Source organism: Exiguobacterium sp. SH31, from assembly GCF_001816105.1.
Classification (GTDB): Bacteria; Bacillota; Bacilli; order Exiguobacteriales; family Exiguobacteriaceae; genus Exiguobacterium; species Exiguobacterium aurantiacum_A.
The window spans coordinates 51,237-69,679 of the sequence record NZ_LYTG01000029.1; the positions used below are offsets into that span (position 1 = coordinate 51,237).

At 53.8% G+C, this 18,443-nt stretch carries 23 protein-coding genes and 2 pseudogenes; 3 read left to right on the forward strand and 22 right to left on the reverse strand.

Going from position 1 to position 18,443, the window contains the following annotated elements; genetic code table 11:
• Nucleotides 1-18 precede the first annotated feature (18 nt).
• From A6395_RS04270 to A6395_RS04290, 5 genes are all read right to left on the reverse strand, one after another.
• Nucleotides 19-342: a hypothetical protein gene (locus A6395_RS04270; protein ID WP_071398002.1), complete on the reverse strand. Its 324-nt coding sequence runs from the start codon at nt 340-342 to the stop codon at nt 19-21.
• A 10-nt stretch (nt 343-352) separates the two neighbouring features.
• On the reverse strand, nt 353-1,180 hold the full coding sequence (locus A6395_RS04275) for a GNAT family N-acetyltransferase (RefSeq protein WP_071398003.1): 828 nt from the start codon (nt 1,178-1,180) through the stop codon (nt 353-355).
• A gap of 35 nt (nt 1,181-1,215) precedes the next feature.
• The gene (locus A6395_RS04280) at nt 1,216-1,926 is read right to left on the reverse strand and encodes a GAP family protein (protein WP_071398004.1); all 711 of its coding nucleotides are present in this window, start codon (nt 1,924-1,926) and stop codon (nt 1,216-1,218) included.
• Nucleotides 1,916-2,341 (reverse strand): MarR family winged helix-turn-helix transcriptional regulator, encoded by a 426-nt coding sequence (locus A6395_RS04285; RefSeq protein WP_071398005.1) that lies wholly within the window; start codon nt 2,339-2,341, stop codon nt 1,916-1,918. The genes A6395_RS04280 and A6395_RS04285 overlap by 11 nt, the downstream gene beginning before the upstream one ends.
• A gap of 98 nt (nt 2,342-2,439) precedes the next feature.
• Nucleotides 2,440-2,928 carry a hypothetical protein gene (locus A6395_RS04290; protein WP_233589580.1) on the reverse strand — a complete coding sequence of 163 codons (489 nt, stop codon included), beginning with the start codon at nt 2,926-2,928 and terminating at the stop codon, nt 2,440-2,442.
• A gap of 158 nt (nt 2,929-3,086) precedes the next feature.
• On the opposite strand from A6395_RS04290, the gene A6395_RS04295 reads away from it, so the two are divergent.
• Nucleotides 3,087-3,581: a hypothetical protein gene (locus tag A6395_RS04295; protein ID WP_016509305.1), complete on the forward strand. Its 495-nt coding sequence runs from the start codon at nt 3,087-3,089 to the stop codon at nt 3,579-3,581.
• A gap of 33 nt (nt 3,582-3,614) precedes the next feature.
• On the opposite strand, the gene A6395_RS04300 is transcribed toward A6395_RS04295, so the two are convergent.
• The 3 genes and pseudogenes from A6395_RS04300 to A6395_RS04310 all read right to left on the reverse strand — a co-directional run bounded on the left by A6395_RS04300 (nt 3,615) and on the right by A6395_RS04310 (nt 5,097).
• Nucleotides 3,615-3,908: a putative quinol monooxygenase gene (locus tag A6395_RS04300; protein ID WP_071398007.1), complete on the reverse strand. Its 294-nt coding sequence runs from the start codon at nt 3,906-3,908 to the stop codon at nt 3,615-3,617.
• 2 nt (nt 3,909-3,910) lie between these two features.
• Nucleotides 3,911-4,153, reverse strand: a pseudogene (locus tag A6395_RS04305) (multidrug resistance efflux transporter family protein); the annotation flags it as partial.
• Between the two features lie 95 nt (nt 4,154-4,248).
• Nucleotides 4,249-5,097 (reverse strand): YitT family protein, encoded by an 849-nt coding sequence (locus A6395_RS04310; protein ID WP_071398009.1) that lies wholly within the window; start codon nt 5,095-5,097, stop codon nt 4,249-4,251.
• A gap of 139 nt (nt 5,098-5,236) precedes the next feature.
• Between A6395_RS04310 and A6395_RS04315 the strand changes: the two genes are divergently transcribed.
• Nucleotides 5,237-6,151: a YitT family protein gene (locus A6395_RS04315; protein ID WP_233589581.1), complete on the forward strand. Its 915-nt coding sequence runs from the start codon at nt 5,237-5,239 to the stop codon at nt 6,149-6,151.
• Nucleotides 6,152-6,181: 30 nt separating this feature from the next.
• On the opposite strand, the gene A6395_RS04320 is transcribed toward A6395_RS04315, so the two are convergent.
• The 11 genes from A6395_RS04320 to A6395_RS04370 all read right to left on the reverse strand — a co-directional run bounded on the left by A6395_RS04320 (nt 6,182) and on the right by A6395_RS04370 (nt 14,026).
• On the reverse strand, nt 6,182-7,240 hold the full coding sequence (locus tag A6395_RS04320) for a GGDEF domain-containing protein (protein ID WP_252100507.1): 1,059 nt from the start codon (nt 7,238-7,240) through the stop codon (nt 6,182-6,184).
• 99 nt (nt 7,241-7,339) lie between these two features.
• A complete protein-coding gene (csrA, locus tag A6395_RS04325) occupies nt 7,340-7,567 on the reverse strand; it encodes a carbon storage regulator CsrA (RefSeq protein WP_016509303.1) in 228 nt (75 codons plus the stop codon).
• Nucleotides 7,567-8,004, reverse strand: a complete 438-nt coding sequence (fliW, locus tag A6395_RS04330) for a flagellar assembly protein FliW (RefSeq protein WP_071398011.1) — start codon at nt 8,002-8,004, stop codon at nt 7,567-7,569. The genes csrA and fliW overlap by 1 nt, the downstream gene beginning before the upstream one ends.
• A 15-nt stretch (nt 8,005-8,019) precedes the next feature.
• Nucleotides 8,020-8,574, reverse strand: coding sequence for a DUF6470 family protein (locus A6395_RS04335; RefSeq protein WP_252100508.1), 555 nt, complete (start codon nt 8,572-8,574; stop codon nt 8,020-8,022).
• Nucleotides 8,575-8,601: 27 nt separating this feature from the next.
• Nucleotides 8,602-9,540 (reverse strand): flagellar hook-associated protein FlgL, encoded by a 939-nt coding sequence (flgL, locus tag A6395_RS04340; protein ID WP_071398013.1) that lies wholly within the window; start codon nt 9,538-9,540, stop codon nt 8,602-8,604.
• Between the two features lie 6 nt (nt 9,541-9,546).
• Nucleotides 9,547-11,049: a flagellar hook-associated protein FlgK gene (gene flgK, locus A6395_RS04345; protein ID WP_071398014.1), complete on the reverse strand. Its 1,503-nt coding sequence runs from the start codon at nt 11,047-11,049 to the stop codon at nt 9,547-9,549.
• A gap of 12 nt (nt 11,050-11,061) precedes the next feature.
• The gene (gene flgN, locus A6395_RS04350) at nt 11,062-11,418 is read right to left on the reverse strand and encodes a flagellar export chaperone FlgN (protein WP_070328643.1); all 357 of its coding nucleotides are present in this window, start codon (nt 11,416-11,418) and stop codon (nt 11,062-11,064) included.
• 110 nt (nt 11,419-11,528) lie between these two features.
• Nucleotides 11,529-11,780: a flagellar biosynthesis anti-sigma factor FlgM gene (locus tag A6395_RS04355; RefSeq protein ID WP_016509310.1), complete on the reverse strand. Its 252-nt coding sequence runs from the start codon at nt 11,778-11,780 to the stop codon at nt 11,529-11,531.
• A 23-nt stretch (nt 11,781-11,803) separates the two neighbouring features.
• Nucleotides 11,804-12,148, reverse strand: a complete 345-nt coding sequence (locus A6395_RS04360; RefSeq protein WP_084812947.1) for a flagellar protein — start codon at nt 12,146-12,148, stop codon at nt 11,804-11,806.
• Nucleotides 12,149-12,206: 58 nt separating this feature from the next.
• A complete protein-coding gene (locus A6395_RS04365) occupies nt 12,207-12,875 on the reverse strand; it encodes a ComF family protein (protein ID WP_071398016.1) in 669 nt (222 codons plus the stop codon).
• Nucleotides 12,872-14,026, reverse strand: coding sequence for a DEAD/DEAH box helicase family protein (locus A6395_RS04370; protein WP_071398017.1), 1,155 nt, complete (start codon nt 14,024-14,026; stop codon nt 12,872-12,874). Before A6395_RS04370 ends, A6395_RS04365 begins: the two co-directional genes overlap by 4 nt.
• 183 nt (nt 14,027-14,209) lie before the next feature.
• On the opposite strand from A6395_RS04370, the gene A6395_RS04375 reads away from it, so the two are divergent.
• Entirely contained in the window at nt 14,210-14,953 is a 744-nt protein-coding gene (locus A6395_RS04375) for a hypothetical protein (RefSeq protein WP_071398018.1), read from the forward strand.
• A gap of 122 nt (nt 14,954-15,075) precedes the next feature.
• Here A6395_RS04375 and A6395_RS15865 read toward each other — a convergent pair.
• The 3 genes and pseudogenes from A6395_RS15865 to treP all read right to left on the reverse strand — a co-directional run.
• Nucleotides 15,076-15,204 (reverse strand): annotated as a pseudogene (locus tag A6395_RS15865) (transporter associated domain protein); the annotation flags it as partial.
• A gap of 7 nt (nt 15,205-15,211) precedes the next feature.
• Nucleotides 15,212-16,846, reverse strand: a complete 1,635-nt coding sequence (treC, locus tag A6395_RS04380) for an alpha,alpha-phosphotrehalase (RefSeq protein ID WP_071398019.1) — start codon at nt 16,844-16,846, stop codon at nt 15,212-15,214.
• 84 nt (nt 16,847-16,930) lie between these two features.
• Nucleotides 16,931-18,379, reverse strand: coding sequence for a PTS system trehalose-specific EIIBC component (gene treP, locus A6395_RS04385; protein ID WP_071398020.1), 1,449 nt, complete (start codon nt 18,377-18,379; stop codon nt 16,931-16,933).
• Nucleotides 18,380-18,443 lie beyond the last annotated feature (64 nt).

The following is an 18,443-nucleotide window of genomic DNA, read 5'->3' on the forward strand; positions in this document are numbered from 1 at the left end:
CGACTTCGAGAGCGTCCGTTAAAACCGGTCGTCTTCTTTTATCACACGTGTCCGTTCACGGGTCGTCGTGAACGCGTCAATCGCAAGAGCGATCGCCGCCACCCAGTGCAACATCATGCCAACGAACGGGATGAAGCCGAGCACCGACGCCGTGATCCCGACGATCGGGCCGAACGAGACTTTGTTCAGCCGCGATACCGACAGAATCAACACGACGATATGGAACACGAGCATGAATCCGAGCGGTGAATACCCCATACTGATGATGAACAGTCCACCGAGCACCGGGATGCCGAGCAATGCCTCGAAGGCGGCACCTAACCATTTCAAATTGAGAACCATCGTCTCCACCTCACAGTTCTAATAAGTAAAACTCGTAGCCGCCGTTTTCTGCGAATCCGGCCCGCTTGTAAATCTCGAGCGCGGCCTTGTTTTCGGTCTCAACGTCGAGCTCGAGCTTCGTGCGGCCCATACGGAACAGTTGTTGGACCATCTGCTTCAACATCTTCGTGCCGTAGCCCTGACCTTGATCACTCGCCCGCACACCGAACGCGTGGATGCTCGCGGCATCGTCACCTGACAATAGCGCGCGGATGACACCGACGGGACGGCCTTCGACCTCACCGATGTATGTCACCCGGTCCGGCGTGTCGATTTGGCTGTAAATATTCTCGGTCACGTCGACCGGGTCACCGAACGCCTCACTGAGCGTCTCGATGATGACAGGACGGTCGGCGTCGGTCGCCTCACGGAGCGACACTTCGTTCGGTTTCAAGAACAGCTCGGCCTTCTTCAAGACGAGGTTGTACTCCGAGAACTGATACGCCGCTTGAATGTGGTCGACGACCGCCTTACCCGACTTCGACTTGCGGTCGATGACGAACGTGAACGCCTCGCAACCGTTCTCTTTCGCGTCGTGTTTCGCTGCATCTAGGAGCGCCGTGAAGACGCCTCGCTTACGGTAGTCCGGATGGACGAGCGCATTGACCTCATACTCGTTTGGGAGATACGGGAACAACATCAAATAACCGATCAACGTCTCACCGTCATAGACGGCGTAGTCGTTCTGTCCGACCGCGACGTGACCGATCTTCACGTCGATCGCGTCATGCACGTTGACCGCTCCTTCGAGCGCTGTTACATGTTCCGCCTGTCTTGCTTCTTCTACTGTCCAATTCATCCAATCACCTCTTTTCCATTTTGCACGGAAGCGATTTACATGTCCACCCCGAGCCGTCCAATCCCATTGAAGACGAGCCAACCGCCTAAAAGAAACAAGAACACCGGAATCAGATAAACGCTTGAAACGTTCAACAAGTGGCGAAATGAACGTTCGAAACGGACGTAGCGCGCATCTCCATGAAAATAGATGTACAGACCATAGACCATGGCCATCGGTGCAATATACACCACCCCATAGCATACGAACGCGATCAGACTGACAATGATTCCAAGCCCTGCCCCAGATAGGATTGCGACGAAGCCGAACAACGGTAAAGCCGTCGGCAAGTCAAGAAACGTTGACGAGACCGAAAGTACGATAATCGAATACGGGTTCACGGTGCGGACGAGCGTCCCCACGACGTCTGGCAACGGCTCGTTTGCTCGGATTCGTCTGAATAAACGTAGCGTCGTGACGGCGCCATACACGAGACAGCCCAGTCCGATGACGAGTAACGATATCCCCACTTGAGTCGTGAATCGCTCAAGCCACGAAGACAAGACATCTCGCAGCAAGCGATCGAGCCCTGTATATATGGCGATTCCCGCAACCGTGTATACGACAAACGTCCCGACAATAAATAGACTCGCATGCCATTTTTTTCGGACAAGCGGCAGCAGCACCATCATCGTGGCAATCGTCGCTGGGTTCAGACTGTCGAGCAAGGCGAGACCTAGCGCGGCGAGTATGAATTCAAGATTCATGGTCTGCCGCCTCGGCTAACTGTCCGAGCAACCGCTCGAACGTCTGCCATTCTTCTGGCGAGAGCGCTTGTGAGATGTGATCGATAAAGCGCATATAGACGCCCGTTTCAGTATCGACGAACTCACGCCCACGCGGTGTCAGTCTCACCTGAATACTTCGTTTATCTGTCTCCTGACGTACCCGTTCGACATATCCCGTTTTGACAAGGCGGTCGAGCATTTGAGACACGGACGCTTTCTTGACGCCCATCCGTTCGGCAAGCGATGAGACGGTGATTGATGTTTCCTCATAAATCGCCAAGATGTATGGATAATTCGCGACCGTGATGTCGTCATACTCATGGACTTCGATTTCCTGCTGTAAACGTCTTAAGTAGCTGTCATACAGTGTGTTGAAATGTTGAATTACAGACATCTGTTACGCCCCCTTATATAGTTAGTTAACCTAACTATATAATAGATTATCCTACTCAGCAAACAAAAAAAACGCCCGTCTCATGACAGGCGTCCAGATCAATCGATCAATTTAAACTCGAGCTCCGGGAGCGTCTCAAGTAACTCCGCGATCTCATCCGTATGCGCCTCAGCGCCTGGGACGGCCTCGGTCGGTTCGACCCAGAAGAACGTCTTGTCGCTCGCGCCGAGATAGTTGCCGTAACCGATTTCGGTCGCGAACGCCTCTTCCGAGAGTTCACGGTCGATCAAGTCAAGGTGGAACAACAGTTGGTCGTCCCCCTCCTCGACGCTATAGTAGAGGTCGAACGTGCCGTAGCTATTTTTATCGCCGACATCGACGACGTCTTGTGCTTTCTCGATATAGACGTCACCGCGCTCGATCGCCTCGGCGATCTTCGATGGGAGAATGATCTCGTAGCCGAGGTCGCGGTCACGGATCGTCTGTGACGTATCATCGGTTCGTCCGCGTGACGAGACGACACCGACCGTTGCGACGAGGGCACCGGTCACGCCAAGTGCGACGGCCCATTTTACTGTTTTATTCATGTTGAACTCACTCCTCTTTGATGACTGCCATGAGACGATTATCGCACAAAACATCACCAAATCATTAAATATTCTGAAAAAACTTTTTAGGATGCGTTGACGCCCGTCCGCCAATCCCATACGATGAAGATATCGTATTATAGAAAAGAGGAACTGACATGTCAAACGAATCCCAATTGTCGCGCGCACAGCTCGACGCGCTCTTAAAAAACGTCTTCGCCCTGCAAATCCCGGTCATCGAAAAATTCATGACGGATCTGTTTAAAAAATACGTCTCGACGGCGTCAACGTTCAAGCAAGACATGGACACGATGAAAGCGAGCGAGTGGCACCAACAATTCTTCGGTCAGAAGGCGATGCCGCACTTGTTCATCGAGAACCTTGGCTTCGGCGCTTCGTTCCGTCACCAGGAACAAGAAAAAGTCGTCAAGATCCCGGATAACATGACGGTCGTCAAACCGGACTCGGACAACCAGATCGAGGAGATTCTCCAAAACCTCGACAAGACGCTCGCGTCGATGGAAGTCAAAAACAAAGGACTCGTCAAAAAGTTCTATAAAGAGACGCTCGAACTCATCTGTCAGCTCGGCAGCCGTACCGGCATGATGGACGAGTTTTACGAGCAGGTCAAAGGCAGTTTGACGAAATCTTGATAAAACATCCACGTCCGCGGACGTGGATGTTTTTCAATGCCCGCCTCTAGGCTCGAACACGGCCAAGCGCTCGACTTTGGCCAAGACCGGTCGCGCCCGCTCGATCAGCGTTTTCGTCGTCTCAAGCGAGAGCGACTGTTGATGGGCGTCTACATTTTCCCACACTTCGTAGACGAGAATCGAATCGTCATCGAGTGAGACGTTCACCCGGTACATAGCGCACGTCGACTCCTGTTTCATCGCCTCGGCCGCCTCGAGCAAGATCGCGAGCAACGTGTCGCGCTCCCCCGGGACGGCGGTCAACTTGCCGAACAATCCATAAGACATGGTTATCCCTCCTTCCCGTATCGATTCGCCATCGCGATCAGCTTCTCCTCTCGCTTGAATTGACTCTTACTATGAAGCATGACGCCAATCATGACGAGTGAGATCCCGACGAGCGATAGCCCAGACGGGCGTCCGGCGTGGAGGAACATCAACTCACCGATGAGCACGAACAGTACCTCGAACGCCTGCGTCGCCTCGACTGTCGCCAGTTTGCCCATATCGCGCTTGACGAGGTCGGTCGCATAAAGTCTCTCCTTTCCGAATCCTCACTTGTCCATGACCGATGTCCGATTTCCCGCCTATACTAAAAAATCGAGCAGCGTCGGCTACTCGATTCCACTCAATGGATATCTCGTTTTTGGAAACTTCCACCTTTCACTTCCGTCACTTCATAGACGACGACGAACGCCTCCGGGTCGACGTGATCGATGATGTCTTTCAACTTCCGCTCCTCGAGCCGGTTGATGACGCACGTAATCTCATGGTAGGCCGCTTTCGAATATGAACCTTGAATCGATTTGACCGTCACGCTCCGTCCGAGCCGGTCGCGAATCGTCTCGACCATCTCGTCGGGTGCGCTCGTGATGATGTTGAACGTCTTCGCTCCGCTCAGGCCTTCCTCGACGATATGAATCACTTTCGAGGCGATAAAATAAGCGATGGCTGACAGGACGGCTCCTTGTAGCCCAAATACCGTCGAGATGACGATGAAGACGAATACGTTCAAGAAGAGGATCAAGTCGCTCGTACTGAACGGCAGCTTTCGCGACAATAGAACGGCTAGCATGTCGATGCCATCGAGTGCGCCCCCGTTCCGGAGCGAGAGTCCCATGCCGAAACCGAGGATGATTCCGCCGACGACGGTGATGAGAAGCGTATCGCCATCAATGATTGTTGGCACCCGGTGCATGACGACCGTCCCAATCGACAGCGACGCGATGCCGGTGACCGACAAAATGGCGAAGCTCTTACCGATTTGTTTATATCCGAGATAGATGAACGGGACGTTCAAGATGCCGATGAAGATCCCGAGCGGTAAGCCAAACAGCTGAGAGCCGACAACACTGATGCCGGTGATGCCCCCGTCAGAGACGTTGTTCGGGATGAGGACTGACTCGAGGCCATAGGCGGCAATCAACCCTCCAAGGACGTTCATGATGAGATTAACACTCCATTTTGTACGTTTCATAGAACCCTTCCTTTCATGTCACATTTCATCAGTCTAGCATATATTTAGTTATAATACATAACTAAACTCGTTGGATCGTATTGTTCGCATCTAAAGTCAAAATGCTATACTAGGTAAAAAACGAAAGGGGTGATACGCGATGCAGCGTCCACCGATGCCTTCCCCGACCCCGGAGGAAGTGCTCCGCTTAAAGCGGGAACATAATCCAATCAAACCGACCGAGCTCTTCGCGAAAGCGCTGCTCCTCTTGATCGGCTCCTTCATTTTCGCCATCGGACTTGAGGCGTTCCTCGTCCCGAACCAGATCATCGATGGCGGCATCGTCGGCGTCTCGATCATCGTCTCTTATCTGACGGAAACAAAAATCGCCATCTGGCTCGTCCTTTTCAATTTGCCGTTCATTTACTTCGGCTACCGCCAGATCGGGAAGACGTTCGCCGTCGTCACGCTCGTCGCCATCTTACTCATGTCTGGCTTCACCATCCTATTGCACTCAATCGAACCGTTCACGGACGATTTGCTCCTCTCGACCGTGTTCGGCGGTTTCTTGCTCGGTGCTGGGATCGGGCTCGTCATCCGGGCCGGTGGTTCGCTCGATGGGACCGAGATTTTGGCCGTGTCGTTCACGGACCGACTCCCGTTCTCGGTCGGCGAGATCGTCATGTTCTTCAACATCTTCATCCTAGGTACGGCCGGCTTCGTCTTCAGCTGGGACCGGGCCATGTACTCGCTTATCACCTATTTCGTCGCTTTCAAGACGATCGATATCGTGTTAGAAGGGATCGACCAATCGAAAGCGGCGTGGATCATCACGACGTCGCCGGACGACGTCGGCCAAGCCATCATGGACCGACTTGGCCGCGGTGTGACGTACCTTCACGGCGAAGGGGCGTACACGGGTGACGGCAAAAAAGTCGTCTTCACCGTCATTAGCCGACTAGAGGAGACGAAATTGAAAGACATCCTCGACGACTATGACGAGAAGGCGTTCCTCGCCATCGGTAACATCCACGACGTCCGGGGCGGACAGTTCAAAAAGAAAAATATTCACTAAAAAGGTCGGCCCCGGGGCCGACCTTTTGCGTTATCCTAAACGTGCCTGATCGCGTCCGCTCATCTTCGCCGCATAAAGCGCCGCATCGGCCCGCTCGAATACAAGCATACTCGGTTCGGCGTCGGCGACCGACGCTCCAATCGAAATCGTCATCGGAATCACTTCCCCTTCAAACGTGAAAGGCGTCTCGCGGACGATACCGACGACCGCCTCGGCAAGCGCCACGACGGCTTCTCCTGCATCTTCAACGACCATCAAAAATTCTTCGCCGCCGTACCGGCCGACAAATCCCCCGTCCGGACAGTTCAGGCGTAACGTCTCTCCGATTTGACGCAACGCCTCGTCGCCGGCACGATGGCCATATGTATCGTTCAACTGCTTGAAATGATCGACATCGATGACGAAGAGTGCCCACGGTCGACCGGACAGTTCTACCTCGCTCAACCGTTCGAGCGTCATGTAGCGGTTCGGGAGACCCGTCAACTCGTCGACGGTCGCCCGATGGGTATGCAGACGGAACATCCAAAGATGGGTCTCCAACTTCTTGACGCCCCAATAGCATATCCAAGCCCCAAGCGATGTCATCAGGAAATACGGGATGAACACGTCAATAAACGTATCGAGCGAGACGTTGCCGACGACGCGGACGAGGACGAGCGCCATGCCGATTGCGATGTACACTGCGAACGAATGACCTCGACGCACCGATTGGCGGCCGAGCCCGACGGCAATCACCAAAAAAATGCCGATCATGACGAAGCCGTTCATGATGATCATACTGAAGCCATCTGTCAGCAACCTGACCGCGACAGATGTGAGGATGGCGACGGTCACCCCGACCGGACCGGCGAATGCCGCCGCGAGTGCGAACGGAATGATCCGCAGGTCGATTTTGGCCCCGTCGACTATGATTGAGTTGATTGTCAGCAACACAGCGATCAGTCCGTTCGACAGCCCGAACCCGATGCGGATGGCGAGCGGTGACGACACTTGAATCGGCAAAACGTCACGCATCACATAGAACGTCAACGAAATGAGCAAATAGATGATGCTGATATTGATGAAAAAAATGTTTACAACCTGACCCAATCGACCCAATCCTTTCCCAATTCTTCCTGTCTATCCTATCGTACCCGTGTGACACGTGTCAGCCTATCTAAAAAATCAGCCAGCTAAAAAGTCGAAAGCTCATGCTTCCGACTTGTTTTTAAGCATTTGTTTCATCAAATTGGCACTATCGCGGGCCGACTCGTTCTCGGTTTGCATTTGGACATACACCTCGTGGCGATGGATGTCGATATGACGCGGGGCGTCGATGCCGAGCTTGACTTGGTCGCCTTCGATGGCGAGCACGGTGAGCGTCACATCGTCGCCGATATGGATCGCCTCACCTTGTTTTCGTTTCAATACGAGCATCAGCGCACCTCCGCTTTCTGGCCGCCGAGCGGGTAGCGGGCCGAGTAGGCATCGTCTAAGATGACTTGCTTGCCACGGCGCTCTTTCGTCTCGATGACGATCGGCGCCTTCAAGTTGAGCGTCGAGGCGTCGAACGGTTCGCGAAGCGTCACGATGGCATATACCGAAACGTGCTCGGCCTCACCGATCGCGAGCTGCTCCTTGGCACCGTCCGTCAGTTCGAACGCATAATCCGCCTTATGCCAGAACGGGTTCGTCACGACGAACGCACAAGCCGAATCTTCGATCGACTGCAACGACCAGAACGGGAGGTCGTCCCCGTACGGGATGAGGACGAACGTCTTCGAGTCCGGAAAACCGGGCACCTCGCTGACGAACGAAATCGTCTCTTCTTCATTCACTTCAATCTTGCCAAAATAATCTGTCTCAATGAACATGGATTGTCCTCACTTTCAACGCGTCTCATCATACATGCCACCGATCGGCCACATCTCGAGCGATGCTTCTTGGCGAAGCGAGATGTTCGTCGTCCATGGTGTGAACGAAATCTCGGCCGGGGTAAGCGATACATCTATTTGTGCCGGCGTCAGGTTCCATTCGATTTTGACATCCGCCGGCGTATACGTCAACTTGACGCGGTCGATCGACTTCGGCATATAGCCCATGTCGACGATCGGGTACGGGTCGTTCACTTTACTCGCGGCGATGCTCGGGATCGGGTTGCCGTTCTCGATCCGCATCAGTTGATCGCCTTCTCGGGCCGCCTGGCTCGTCGCCTCGCGCACGCCTTGTTCACCGAGCTGGCCGAAGTAGCGGCCGAGTTCGAGCGCGCCTTTCAAATTGCTCTCACTGCGTGCGACCGAAGAGTCGACTTCGAGCGTGCCTTGTCTCGTCTGTTGCGTCATCTCGACCTTGCCTTGCGTCATCGACACATCGGCCCGCCCTTGTCTCATCTCGTGCACGGGGCGGTTTGACGTCATCTGGATCGCGGCCTGTGTCTGCCGCATCTCAAGTCTCGCCAGGTTCATCCGCGCTTACCGGAGGAAGTCGAGGAGCGTCGGCTGGATGATGCGGGCCCCGGCCGACAATGCGGCCCGGTGTACCGTCTCATGTGACTTGAGCTCCATGATGACTTTCTCGATATCGATGTCTTCATTGTTCGACATGATCGTCTTCGCGATGATCTCGTGGTCTTGCAGACGGTTATCGACAAGTTCGAGGCGGTTCGCCCGAGCCCCGAGTTCAGCCCGCTCCGTAATCAAGCTTTGACCAAGCGTATCGAGCGTACCAAGCATTGTCGAGAAGTCTTGGCCTGTCTTCGTCGGGTCTTGAAGCGCCAAACTCAAGTCACGCAATCCTTTGAACAACTCTTCACCGAAGACGGTCTCAGGCTGCATATTCACTTGAACCGTGATTCCTTTTGATACTTCAAATTTGATTTCACCGCTACCAGCCGGAATAGCTCCACTTTCATAAATATCCGCCACAGGCGCAGCCGGATCCGTACTTGCCAAATACGCTTTTAGATTAGCGATATTAATAAGCGGCTTGTCTGTCTTCGTCCCGTTATAAATATACTTCTCGCCCGCTTTCGAGTTCGCGAGCGAACCGATGTGTTCGACGAGTTGGTCAATCTCACTTTTGATAATTTCACGTTGTGACGATTCGTACGTATCGTTCGCTGCTTGCGTCGTCAGTTCACGGATCCGTTTGACGGCTTCCGTCACTTCGTTCAATGTCGAGTCGGTCAAGTCCATCCAGCTCGTCGCTTCGCTGACGTTGCGGCGGAATTGATCGACTTCACGCACCTCGGTCCGGTAACGGATGCCTTGCATCGCAACGACCGGGTCCTCGGACGCTTTTTGGATCCGCTTCCCGCTGATGAGTTGCTCTTGGACGCGGGCGAGCGTGTTATAGCTGCTCGATAAATGTTTCAAGTTCGTCTGTGTGAGCATCGTCTGTGTGACACGCATTACTCATTACCTCCCTACGACACCCATGCCGTTAATGATTTTGTCGAGCATCTCGTCGACCGCCGTGATGTTCCGTGCCGCAGCGTTATAGGCGTGCTGGTACTGGATCATCATCGTCATCTCTTCATCGAGTGAGACCGCGCTTACCGATTGACGGCGCTGGTCTGAGCTCGCCATGAGTGCGAACGTGCTCTTGGCGAGACTACCACTCTGACTTGCTTGGACCGCCATGTTTCCGATGACGTTCTGATAATACTTGCCGATCGATGAATTGGTCGTGACCGATCCTCCGGTAAACGCCAACGCTTGGTTTTTCAAGTCAGCGAGTGCTAACGCCCCGCTACCGTCACCGATATTGCCGTCCTTTGAGGCAGCAATCAAATCAAGATTCTTCATAATGTCATCCCCGACAGTGATTTCAGCGGCACTCGTAATGTTTTCAAAGAATTGATTCGTTCCAGCGGCGCCTGTCGCGTCCATATTTCCACTATGCGCCGTATTGAATGCAGTCGCGAATTGTAGCGCCATCTCATCCAAGTCTTTCAACATGACCGTGAAGGCACCGTCAATCCCTTCACTCCCGCTCTCACCATACATCTCGACGAGTGCTTTCAACTTCCCGTTCGGAATATCGGCGTGGGTGAGCGGCGTAACTGCGCCTGCTGCATCCGTCAATTCAAGGCCGTCAAATTTCCCGACTCCTCCTCCGATAGCGTCAACAAGCGTCACGTTGTTCGGTGCCGCTTTCGTTCCGATATTTACGACGATATCAATCCGTCCTTCAGCCATCCGCTGCGAGTTACCACGCGTCTCCCCGTTCAAGTAATCGACCGGTTTGCGTTCGAACTCGACGTATTGCGCGAGCTCGTCCATGTAGCGATCGCGCTCGTCATATAGTTCGTTCGGTAGAACGCCAAGGGGCTCCGAGTCCCCGATTTGACGGTTGACATCGCTAATCTTCGTCAACAAATCGTTCACTTTCTTGATGACAACATCGGCTTCTGACTTCAAGTCGTCTTGGACTTTCGTGAGCGAGGACGACATATAGTTGAACGTCTCCGCGAGTGTCATCGCCCGTTGACGCACGACGCTGCGGGCACCGGTGTCGTCCGGGTTGACCGATAAGTCTTGGAGCGCGCCCCAGAACATGTCAAGTGACTTGGCGAGCCCGTTCTCAGACGGCTCGTTGATGATATCTTCCATCCGTCCGAATGCCGCTTGTTTCGTCGCGTAAAATGAGTTTTTGACCGTCTCATCACGATACTGTTGGTCGATCATCAAATCGCGGATGCGGGCGAGCGTCTCGCCGCGTACACCCGTTCCGAACTGTCCGGCCTTCGTGCCGCCGAAGTTGACACTAAGCTGTTCGGTCATACCAAGCGTCAATCGTTGACGCGAGTAGCCCGGGTTCGAGGCGTTGGCGATGTTGTTGCCCGTCGCCTGCAGCGCCCACTGGTGCGTCGTCAAACTGCGGCGCGCCGTCTCTAATCCCATAAATGTTGAACCCATGAATGTTCCTCCTTATACGTCACGGCTGAACGAGCGTGTCTCGAACGCCTGTTGTCCGTATGTGAAATCGTCTGCTTCTGGCATGAGCATATCCAAATGCCAATTGATATACCGGAGCGACTGTTCGAGCAACGTCGCGTTCAGTTCATTCTGTCGCTTCAGTTCGAATAACACCGGTCGTAGCGCTTCCTTCTCTTCATCGTCCAAAACGAGCAAACCTTGAAGTCGTTCTGTCTCTTTTTGTCCGATTTGTCGGACAATCGTCGCTTCTTCTTTGACGAGCGCGCTGAAAGCGGGCATATCACCTTTGATGAGCAGTTGTTCTTTCGCATAGGCGAGTTCGAGTAAACGTGTATGTAATGTGAGCATAATGGTCTCCTTTTTCCAAAAAAAGAGCTGACTAAAAAGGGATTCCCTTGTCTAGTCAGCTTCCGTGCCGTGTTATAAGTGCGAAGGCCTCAAGCGGACCTCGCTTCCATTCATCCTTGTAGAAAGCGTTTAGCGATGTCGCGCGCGTCCCGTGTATACGTCCCTGCGTTGATCTCCGCCTTTAAGGCGCTGATCTTCTCAAGACGGTCCGGATTTTTCACCGGTTCTTCAAACCGGGCGCGGGCTTCCGCCGATATCGATATTCGGTCCGTTTGGCGTGTTAGCTCGGGCTTCGTCTCGGCTAGCGTTTTCTTCTCGTAAGTGTTCGGTAAATGTACCCACTTTGCAGAATCGATGCGCATGCGTGTCCCCCCTCTTCATGTTGTTAGTCCAAACGATAAGCGCGAACGCTCGTCTTGTTTACACTTGCTTGTAAACCTTGTAGTTCTTGCTGCATCTCTGCCTGACAAGTCGAACAAACTTTTCCTTCGTTCGTCGCCTTGCCGCAGCGCACACAAGCGATGCTCATTGCTGGGTTGTCCTTGATGATCAAGCGTCCTTCATGGATATATCGCGTGATATCAAGTTCGGTGACACCTGTCGCTTCGACTAAGGCCCCGATTGTTACCTGTTTGTTGGCTGGTTCCCGAATGAAGTCCCGAACTTTCAAGAAGTTTTGGAAATCGACTTCACTACATGACGGACAGTACGGTGAGCGGCTTTGTTTCATGAACAAACGCCCACACATCTGACAAGTTGCTGCTTCCAATGTCATTCACCTCTGCCCTTTATATCGGACGCATTTTTGATTTGTTTAGCGCCCGGAACAGGCAAACCGCAGAAACTTCTGCATAGCCGGATTTCTTCAATGTGTACGCTGCTTGATGGAGCGTCGTGCCGGTCGTATAGACGTCGTCGACGAGCACGATTTTCCCATATGTAGTCGCAGCTTGTACAGCAAACGGGTTTGGACGGTGCCGCCTTTCTCCTTTCCCAAATTCACGCTGACTTGAAACCTCTTCTTTTTGAAGGAGTTGTTTTGTCGGTCCGATTAATCGGGAGAGCACGTCTGTCTGGTTGAAGCGACGCGTCAAAAGCCGCTCCTCCCCGAGCGGGATCGGTACGTAGACGACGCCCGGTTCACGCGTCTTTTTGAGCACGTGTGACACGTGACCGACGAGCGCGACGTCCCCGCCGAACTTGAAGCGATGGAGCCACGTCGCACCGGCCTCGTCGTAGGCGTAGAGACAACGGACCGTCAAATCGAGACCGAGCGCGAGCCAACGGACGCAGTCCGGACACGTCTTCCCGTCTTCAGTCGGATGACCGCACCGTGGGCAGCCCGCTTCGAGCGGGGTCAACATCGTTTCACAGTCCAGGCAGACCCAGTCGCGTTTCAATAGCGTCGACGGACTCCACGGCACCGTCATCGGTTGGCGACAGACGAGGCAGTTCATCGCCGGTTCGCCTCCTCGATCGCGCGGATGGTCTGGTCTTGTCGGAACGTCCGCTCGGTATAGAACAAGACGACGTCCCCGGTCGGCGCGTCGGGCTTTCGCCCGGCCCGGCCCGCCATCTGGATGAGGGCACGCGTCGAAAACAGCCGATGGTCACTGTCGAGAATGGCGACATGAACACCACGGACGGTCATGCCGCGTTCCCAAATCGACGTCGCGAGCACGATGCCGTTCGTCGACTCTAGCCACATGAGCGTGTCCGTTCGCTCGTCGGTATCGGCCGAGACGGCCCGGTAGTCGAGCCCGGCCGTCTCAAGCAGTTTTCCATAACGGACAAGGTCCGGTTTCGTCGGGACGAACAACAGGCGCGGCGCCTCATGGCTCCGGCAAAAATTGAGAATGGCGGAATCGGTCTGTTTTACGAGCCGCGGCACCGGCAAGTCGTGGCCGTGGTAGCGGCGCGACAAGTGAATGCTTGGAAATTGTCGCTGCCAGAGAGTCGGTGTCGCCGTCACGAACAAGAAGACACCTTTCCCCGCGCGCCAAAGCGTCCACCAGAGCGACAAGTCGAAGGCGAACGGGAACGCGTCCGACTCGTCGACGAGGACATAATCGAACACGTCGCGCAAATTCACGAGGAGCGGTGCCGTCGCGATGGTGATCATCCCGATCGATTCCTTGTCCCCGCCTCCGTAGCGCCTTGTGACCGGGACGGTGAAGCTTGCCTCGAGCCGGTCGGCCCACTCGATGGCGACGTCACGCCGTGGCGAGACGATCAACACACGCTTCTCTTCATTGACAATGCGAGCGATGACCGGGAACGTCATCTCGGTCTTGCCGGCGCCGCAGACAGCGTGGACGAGACCGGTCTGTCGTTTCTCCCACCACGTGAGCAGTTGCTCGCTGACACATTGTTGCGCCTCTGCCAACTCGAACGGCATGACGAGTTCAGTCGGTTCGACCGGCGTCGTGACGTCGATCTCTGCTAAAAAGTCACAGCGGCATACCCGCCCGAGGTGCAAACAGTTGCGACAGTAGCTGCATGCGCCGTGATGACAGGTGAACGCGCTGACATCGGTGCTCAGACAGCGTTGACAGACGCCGAAGCGGATGCCCGGTCTCCCGGTCGGACTAACGACGAGTTGTCCCAATAAAATCAGTCCTTTTTCACTGACACTAGCATATAACCGTTAAATCCACATGTCCTGTTCGTCGATGGAACAGGAACGGTTAATGCTAAGACATCAAGTCATATCATGCGAGAGACGGAGGTGAAGAATAAATTTACCGACTATACTACGAGTAGACCATTCATTGGAAATGAGGAGGATTTCATGTTTAAACGACCTATCCATAACGTACTGACCGGTTTAGGAATGTTCGGTATTTTTTTGACAGGATGGTGGCTATGGTATGTCTTTGACGGAAGCGATAAAGCGGAACAACGCGCGATTGAAGCGGCACAGAATTATGTCTATGTAACGTATTCAAACACGTCATTTTACGTAGTAGACGTGATGTACTTATCACTCTACGATCCGAAATACTATGTAAGGATGGCGTCCAAAACAAGCGCCGACACCGAATTCATGGTACGAATCACTCGAAGCGGGAAAGTCGTCGATGACAGCTATGAAGAAGACGTCGTCTCAAAGGAAAATACATACCAACGAATCAGCAAGGCTTATGCAGTTGCCGTTCAAACGTCAATCGGACCAACATTTTCAGACCGAATCGATATCATTACTGAAATCCCTCACTCAAACTGGGAGGCAGATGTCGAAAATGGGATTGATCTCAATGACTTACATATCGACCAACCCGTCGACCTCGAGTTTTACGGGGCTCGCTACGGTATACTCTTTCTGCATGCGGAAAGCAAATCTTATTCGTATGAAGAAGTGGTGGATGTCTTGCATGAACTGAAGTATGTCGCTGACAAAAACAATATCCATTTCCATTCCATCAAACTCCAAATTACGATTGAGGGAACCGATCGTTATGCTGAGGGTATCCTATACGATGATATCGATTCACCTTATCTATTAGAACGGTTAAAGCAACGCATGGACGACTAAAAAGGTTCATCCGACTCAAATGGATGAACCTTTTTCTTATGCCGTTTTAATGTCAGGGTGGATGATGAGTCGTACCCGTTCCTCATGATCCTCTGTCATCTGATGACGGTCAGCATGTAACGGTCGAACTCATCACTAATTTCCCCGACAATCTCTTCGAGCAAGTCCTCGAGCATAATGAGACCGGATGTTCCGCTATATTCGCTGAGAACGATAGCGATATGCGTCCGAACCTCACGCATCTGTTTCAATTTCCCCTCATTTATGCTTGTAGAACATGATCGCTTCATAAGCCCGGAGCGACAGTGTCGTTCCGTCGAGCTGCGGCACGTCGTAGTTATGGCTGACGACGTCGGCGCATGTGAACCGTTCCGGGATCTCATACGTCGTCTCGGGCCCATAGAAGTTGGCGACGACGAGCACTTCTTCATCGTCCGTCTTCCGCGTGTACGCCCAGACGTCTAGGTCCTGTTTCGTCAACAGCGTATAGTCCCCGTCCGTCAACACGTCGAGCTCTTTACGGAGCGAGATCAAGTTCTTGTAGTGGTAGAACACCGAATCCGGGTCGTCGAGCGCCGTCTCAACGTTGACCTCCGTATAGTTCGGTGCCACGTTGATCCACGGTGTGCCGCTCGTGAAGCCGGCGTGCGGCGTCGCGTCCCACTGCATCGGCGTCCGTGAGTTGTCACGTGACTTCTGTTTGATAGCTGCTATCATGTCCTCGTGCGACACGCCCTCGTCGCGCTTCAACTTGTAGATGTTGAGCGTCTCGATGTCGCGGTACTCGTCGAGCGAGTCAAACCCTGGGTTCGTCATCCCGATCTCTTCGCCTTGATAGATGTACGGCGTCCCTTGCAGGCCGTGGAGCACCGTCGCGAGCATCTTGGCGCTCTCGACGCGGTAATCGGTGTCGTTGCCGAAGCGGCTGACGACGCGCGGCTGGTCGTGGTTGCACCAGAAGATGGCGTTCCAGCCCTTGCCGTGCATCCCTTCCTGCCACGTCGACATGATGTCTTTCAGCTGCACGAAATCGAACGGTGCGGCGACGAACTTCTCGCCGTTCGGGTAATCGACTTTCAAGTGGTGGAAGCTGAACGTCATGCTGAGCTCACGCTCGTCCGGGCTCGAGTAGCGAACGCAATGGTCGAGCGTCGTCGACGACATCTCGCCGACCGTGATGACGTCATGCCCGTCGAACACTTCGCGGTTCATCTCTTTCAAGAACTCATGGATGCGCGGTCCGTCCGTATAGAACTTGCGGCCGTCCGAGTCGTCCTCCGGGAAGTCCTGTTGCTTCGAAATCAAGTTGATTACGTCGAGACGGAACCCTTTGATGCCTTTCTCGCGCCAGAAGCGCATCATCTCATAGACGTCCTCACGCATCTGTTCGTTCTCCCAGTTCAAGTCGGCCTGCGTCTCGTCGAACAAGTGGAGGAAGTACTGGCCGCTCTTGTCGTCGTACTTCCAGGCGTTGCCCCCGAACTTCGACTCCCAGTTCGTCGGTTCGTCGCGCCAAATGTAATAGTCCCGGTAACGTTCGTCACCGGCGAGCGATTTTTGGAACCACTCATGCTCGGTCGACGAGTGGTTGACGACGATGTCCATCATCAGTCCGATCCCGCGCGCCTCGGCCTCGCGGACGAGCTCGTCAAGGTCTTCCATCGTCCCGTACGACGGGTCGATCGCGTAATAGTCGCTCACGTCGTACCCGTTATCGTTTTGCGGCGATTTGTACACCGGTGTCATCCAAATATATTCGATGCCGAGATCGGCCAGATAATCGAGTTTCGACGTCACTCCTTTGATCGAGCCGGTAGCGTTGCCTTCCGGGCTGTAAAAGCTTTTCGGATAGATTTGATAGACGACTGATTTGCGCCAGTTTGTTTGTGTCATGAACGACAGCTCCTTTTGTAAGAGTTTTCATTTCGATAGGAAAAGGGGAAGAACCTCCGTCCCTCCCCCTGATGACTCCCGATATTAAGCGACTTTGTTTTCTTTGAGTTCGCCTTTTTTCATGTAGCGTTTCGACAAGGCGAATGTGAGCACGAACGGGACGACGATCGCGATGATCATCCCGACGATGAAGAGCAAGATCTTGTCCGTGAAGATCGACAGGAAGCCAGGGAGTCCCCCGACGCCGATACCGATCGCTTGAACATCGTTCAGTGTGATGAAGACGGCGGCAATCGCCGACCCGATCATCGCTGAGTAGAACGGGAATTTGTTCGGCAAGTTCACCCCGAACATGGCTGGCTCGGTGATCCCGAAGTAAGCCGAGATTGCTGACGTCGATGCCATACTCTTTTGTTTGGCGTTGTGTTTATAGACGAAGAACATCGCGAGCGCCGCCGAACCTTGAGCGATGTTCGACAGAGCGAGCATCGGCCAGATGAACGTGCCGCCTGTCTCCGCAATCAGCTGAAGATCGATCGCGATGAACAAGTGGTGCATCCCCGTGACGACGAGCGGTGCGTAGAACAAACCGAACAACAGTGCGCCGACGACCGGCACGACTTCGAACACGTTGACGAGACTCGTCGCGATGACGTTCCCGATTCCGCGTGTGACCGGTCCGACAATCGCAAGGGCGAGAAAACCTGTGACGACGATTGTCGTGATCGGCACGACGAGCAGTTGGATCGCGTTTGGAACATGTTTTTTCAAGAAGATCTCGATATGGCTCAAAATGAAGGCCGCGGCCAAAATCGGCAAGATTTGACCTTGATAGCCGACTTTCTCGATTTCGAACAGCCCGAGGATGTCGAACGTCGGGATATCGCCTTCAAGCGCCGCTTGCCCGTAACCCCATGCGTTCAACAAGTCCGGGTGGACGAGCAGTAGACCCATGACGATACCAAGTACTTCGCTGCCGCCAAAACGCTTCGTCGCCGACCAACCGACGAGTGCCGGTAGGAAGACGAACGCCGTGTTCGCCATCATGTTGATGAGGTCCCATAAACCTTGCAAGTTCGGATACGCCTCGATGAGCGTCGCATCGTCGACGAACAGTCCTTCCGACGCGAGCAAGTTGTTGATCCCCATCAAGAGACCGGCGACAATGATGGCCGGGATGATTGGCATGAACACGTCTGAGAACACTTTGACGAGTTTTTGGAGCGGGTTCATCTTCTTACCGCCGGACGATTTGACTTCAGCGACCGTTGCCGCCTCGAGCCCGGCGAGTTTGATGAACTCGGCGTAGACGCGCTCGACGTCCCCGGCACCGATGACGACTTGGTACACGCCCGAGTTCTCGAACGCCCCTTTGACGAGATCGGCTTCTTTTACTTTTGCCTCATTGACGAGCGACTGGTCTTTCAGTGAGAGACGGAGTCGCGTGACACAGTGTGCCGCTTTATCGACGTTATCCTTGCCACCGATGGCTTCTAGGATATCCGCGGCGATTTGACGATAATCTGCCTTCATAAGATAGGCCTCCTTTGTTTGAAAGCGTTTTTTGAGAACGGTTACATATGATTACAAACAAAGT